This is a genomic window from Actinoallomurus acaciae (assembly GCF_042429965.1).
Classification (GTDB): Bacteria; Actinomycetota; Actinomycetes; order Streptosporangiales; family Streptosporangiaceae; genus Actinoallomurus; species Actinoallomurus acaciae.
On record NZ_JBHLZP010000688.1, the window covers coordinates 1 to 3,620 of the forward strand.

A 3,620-nucleotide genomic window follows, 5' to 3' on the forward strand; every position below is an offset into this window, starting at 1 on the left:
CGGCCGCGGCCGCGATCATCACCGCGGACAGGCCGACGCCGCCGCAGCCGTGCACCGCCACCCACTGGCCCGGCGTGGCCCGTCCGTGCGCGGTGAGGGCGCGGTAGGCGGTCGCGAAACGGCAGCCGAGGCCGGCCGCCGCCGCGAAACCGAGCCCCTCGGGCAGCCCGACCAGGTTCACGTCGGCGTTCTCGACGGCGACGTACTCGGCGAAGGAGCCCCAGTGGGTGAACCCGGGCTGGGTCTGCCGTTCGCACACCTGCTGTTCGCCGGCCGCGCAGGCCGGGCAGCGTCCGCACGCGCAGACGAACGGGACCGTCACCCGGTCCCCGGCGCGCCACCCGGTGACCTCCGGCCCGGCCGCCTCGACCACCCCGGCCAGTTCGTGCCCGGGAACGTGTGGGAGCGTGATGTCGGAGTCGTGGCCCATCCACCCGTGCCAGTCGCTGCGGCACAGCCCGGTCGCGGCGACCCTGATCACCACCCCGGCCGGCGACGGCGCGGGATCGGGCACCTCGCGCAGGTCCGGCATCCGCCCGAACTCCTCGAACACCACCGCTCGCACCCGGTCCTCACCTTCTGTCGTCCGGGTCACCGTACCGCCGGCCGGCGTCAGGCCGGCGGGGCGGTCTGGGGGCCGCGGAAGGGCAGGGTCTGGCGGTAGACGATGTTCGTGGTGGTGCTGCCGAAGTCGGTCAGCTCGCCGACGATCTTCTCCAGGTGGGTCATGGAGGCCGCCGCGACCTTCAGCGTGTAACAGTCATCGCCGGTGGTCCGCAGGCACTCGAGGATCTCCTGCCGTTCGTCGAGCAGCCGGTGCAGCGGCTCGTGGCGGTTGCCGGGATACTTCAGGCGTACGACGGCGAGCACGGGATACCCGACCTTCTCCAGGTCCACCTCGGCCCGGTACCCGGTGATGACGCCGGCGGCCTCCAGCCTCCGGACGCGCTCGGTCGTCGCCGAGGCGCTGAGGCTCACCCGCCGGCCCAGTTCGGTGAGCGGGATCCGGCCGTCGCGCTGCACCTCCACCAGGATCGCCCAGTCCGTCACGTCAAGATCCTCGGCCATGCCGCGAATATACCGGCAGAACAACGGCGAACCACCGTGGACGCCGGGAACGATCCCTTCCGCCGACGATGATCGCCTGGATACCGTGAAATGGTGAAACTCGGCGTTAACGTCCCGAACTTCGGGCCCGGCACCGACCCCGGCATGCTGCGCGACTGGGCGTGCACGGTCGAGGGACTCGGCTTCGACCTGCTGATGCTGTCCGACCACGTGGCGGTGACACCCGACGTGGCCGAGCAGTACCCGGCGCCGTTCTACGAGCCGTTCACCACACTGTCGTGGCTGGCCGGCGTGACCGAACGGATCCGGCTCGGCACCACCGTGGTCATCGTGCCGTACCGGCATCCCCTGCTGCTGGCCCGCATGGCCGCCAACCTGGGCGACCTCAGCGGCGGCCGTCTCGTCCTCGGTGTCGGCGTCGGCTGGGCCCGGCAGGAGTTCGCGGCGCTCGGCGTGCCGTTCGGCGAACGCGGCCGGATCACCGACGAGCACCTGCGTGTCGTACGGGCCGCCTGGGCGAACACCGCCGACTACCGTGCGGGATCGATCCCGCTGTGGATCGGCGGCAACAGCGACGCGGGCATCCGCCGGGCCGTACGCCTCGGCGACGCCTGGCATCCGCTGCGGGCCACGCTGCCGTGGCTGCGGGAGGCACGAGAACGCCTCGCCGCCACCGCGCGGGACCAGGGACGGCCCGTGCCCGCGCTGGCGCCCCGCATCGCCCTGCGGCTCACCGCCGATCCGCTCACCGGCCACGACCGGCTCGCCGGCGAGGGCACCCTCGATCAGGTCGCCGCGGACCTGGCCGAACTGCGCCGCCTCGGCGCCGAGACCGTCGTACTCGACCCGTTCAACGGCGACCCGGAGGAGACCCGCCGCCCGCGGGAGTCCTGGCGCGTGCTCGCGACCGTCGCCGAATCCCTCATCCGATCGGAGTGATCATGTCTCTCGACCCTCACGACCTGTTGCGCAGGGCCATCGCCCTGGCCGCCGAGGCCCGCGCGGCGGGCGACCCGCCGTTCGGGTCGCTGCTGGCCGGCCCGGACGGTCAGGTCGTCGCCGAAGAGCGCAACACGACCGTCACCGGCGCCGACATCAGCGCCCACCCGGAACTGAAGCTGGCCCGCTGGGCGGCGCGTGAGCTCGACCCCGCGACCGCGGCCGTCACCACGATGTACACGAGTTGCCAGCCGTGCCAGATGTGCACCGGGGCGATCGCGCGTTCCGGCCTGGGCCGGGTGGTGTACGCGCTGTCGGAGGAACAGCTGGCCGGCCTCAAGCCGGGAGGCGGATGGCCCGAGGTGCCCCAGGAGGGTCCGGCGCTGTACGAGGAGGCGCGCGTCCCGGTCGAGGGCTACTACTGAACGCCGCCGCCTGAAAAGACATATGCCTTGACGGGTATATAGCCGTCCGGATATGTTCCCTGCATGTCCGCACCATTCGACGTGCTCGCCGAGCCGACGCGGCGGCGGATCCTCGACCTGCTGCTCGAGGGTCCCCGCCCCGTCGCGGAGCTGACCGAGGCGCTCGGCCTCACCCAGCCCGGCACCTCCAAGCACCTGCGGGTGCTGCGCGAGGCCGGTCTGGTCCGCGTCCGCGTCGAGGCGCAGCGCCGCTGGTACGAACTGCGACCCGAGCCGCTGGCCGAGATCGACGCCTGGCTGTCGCCGTACCGGCGGCTGTGGGAACGCTCGCTGGACGCCCTCGAACGACACCTGGACGCCATGCCGGACGGCGAGCCCCGGCAGACGGGAGACGACACATGAACGGAACCCTGCACACCATCGACGGGCGCAGCGTCCTGCGGTTCGAGCGTCGCCTCGCGCACCCGGTGGAGAAGGTCTGGCGGGCGGTCACCGGCCCGGCCGAGATGGCGCACTGGTTCCCGGCCCTCGTCGAGATCGACCTGCGCCAGGGCGGCCGGATCCGGTTCCGGTACCCGGCCGGTGACGCGGAGCCGGACGCGGGAACGATCACTGAGCTGGACCCGCCCCGGGTGTTCGCCTTCACCTGGAACGGCGACCCGCTGCGCATGGAGCTGACCCCCGATGGCACGGGCACGCGGCTGGTCTTCACCCACACCTTCACCGACCGGCCCATGGCGGGCAGCTTCGCCACCGGCTGGGAGACCTGCCTGGGCGCCCTGGACACGACCCTCGCCGGGCCGGTCGAAGGGTCACTCATCAAGCCCGAGCGGTACGCCGAACGCCACGACGCCTACGTCGCGAGATTCGGCCTGGGGGAGGGCGCCGTGGACGCCGACGGCACGATCCGGTTCGAGCGGCTGCTGCCCCATCCGGTCGAGCAGGTCTGGCCGGCGCTGACCCTGCCTGAGGAGCCGGTCGTCGGCGGTCCGCCGCCGCCGCGCGCCACCAGCCCCTCCGTCCCGGCGGGCGCCCTCACCGACATCGGCGAGGAGAAGCTGCTGGAATACGCCTGGCTCCGCGACGGCACCCCGGCCGGGCGGGTGCGCTGGGAGCTGACCGGCGGCCATCCCGCCGGCACCCGGGTCGTGCTCACACAGACCGGCGCCGCCGGCGACCCCGCGACCG

Annotated in this window: 6 protein-coding genes; 4 read left to right on the forward strand and 2 right to left on the reverse strand. The window is 73.0% G+C overall.

The features are described from left to right. Positions 1-565, reverse strand: a 565-nt coding sequence (locus tag ACFFNX_RS45030; RefSeq protein WP_378212419.1) for an alcohol dehydrogenase catalytic domain-containing protein, incomplete at its 3' end; no start/stop codon positions are given. Positions 566-612: 47 nt separating this feature from the next. Next, entirely contained in the window at positions 613-1,068 is a 456-nt protein-coding gene (locus ACFFNX_RS45035; RefSeq protein ID WP_378212420.1) for an Lrp/AsnC family transcriptional regulator, read from the reverse strand. 93 nt (positions 1,069-1,161) lie between these two features. On the opposite strand from ACFFNX_RS45035, the gene ACFFNX_RS45040 reads away from it, so the two are divergent. The 4 genes from ACFFNX_RS45040 to ACFFNX_RS45055 form a co-directional block, all read left to right on the forward strand. Continuing rightward, positions 1,162-2,007, forward strand: a complete 846-nt coding sequence (locus tag ACFFNX_RS45040) for an LLM class flavin-dependent oxidoreductase (protein WP_378212421.1) — start codon at positions 1,162-1,164, stop codon at positions 2,005-2,007. A gap of 2 nt (positions 2,008-2,009) precedes the next feature. Next, positions 2,010-2,432: a nucleoside deaminase gene (locus ACFFNX_RS45045; RefSeq protein ID WP_378212423.1), complete on the forward strand. Its 423-nt coding sequence runs from the start codon at positions 2,010-2,012 to the stop codon at positions 2,430-2,432. A gap of 63 nt (positions 2,433-2,495) precedes the next feature. Further along, complete coding sequence (locus ACFFNX_RS45050; RefSeq protein WP_378212424.1) at positions 2,496-2,834, forward strand: ArsR/SmtB family transcription factor; 339 nt, start codon at positions 2,496-2,498, stop codon at positions 2,832-2,834. Then, on the forward strand, positions 2,831-3,620 hold a 790-nt coding region (locus ACFFNX_RS45055), incomplete at its 3' end, for an SRPBCC family protein (RefSeq protein ID WP_378212425.1). The genes ACFFNX_RS45050 and ACFFNX_RS45055, both read left to right, overlap by 4 nt.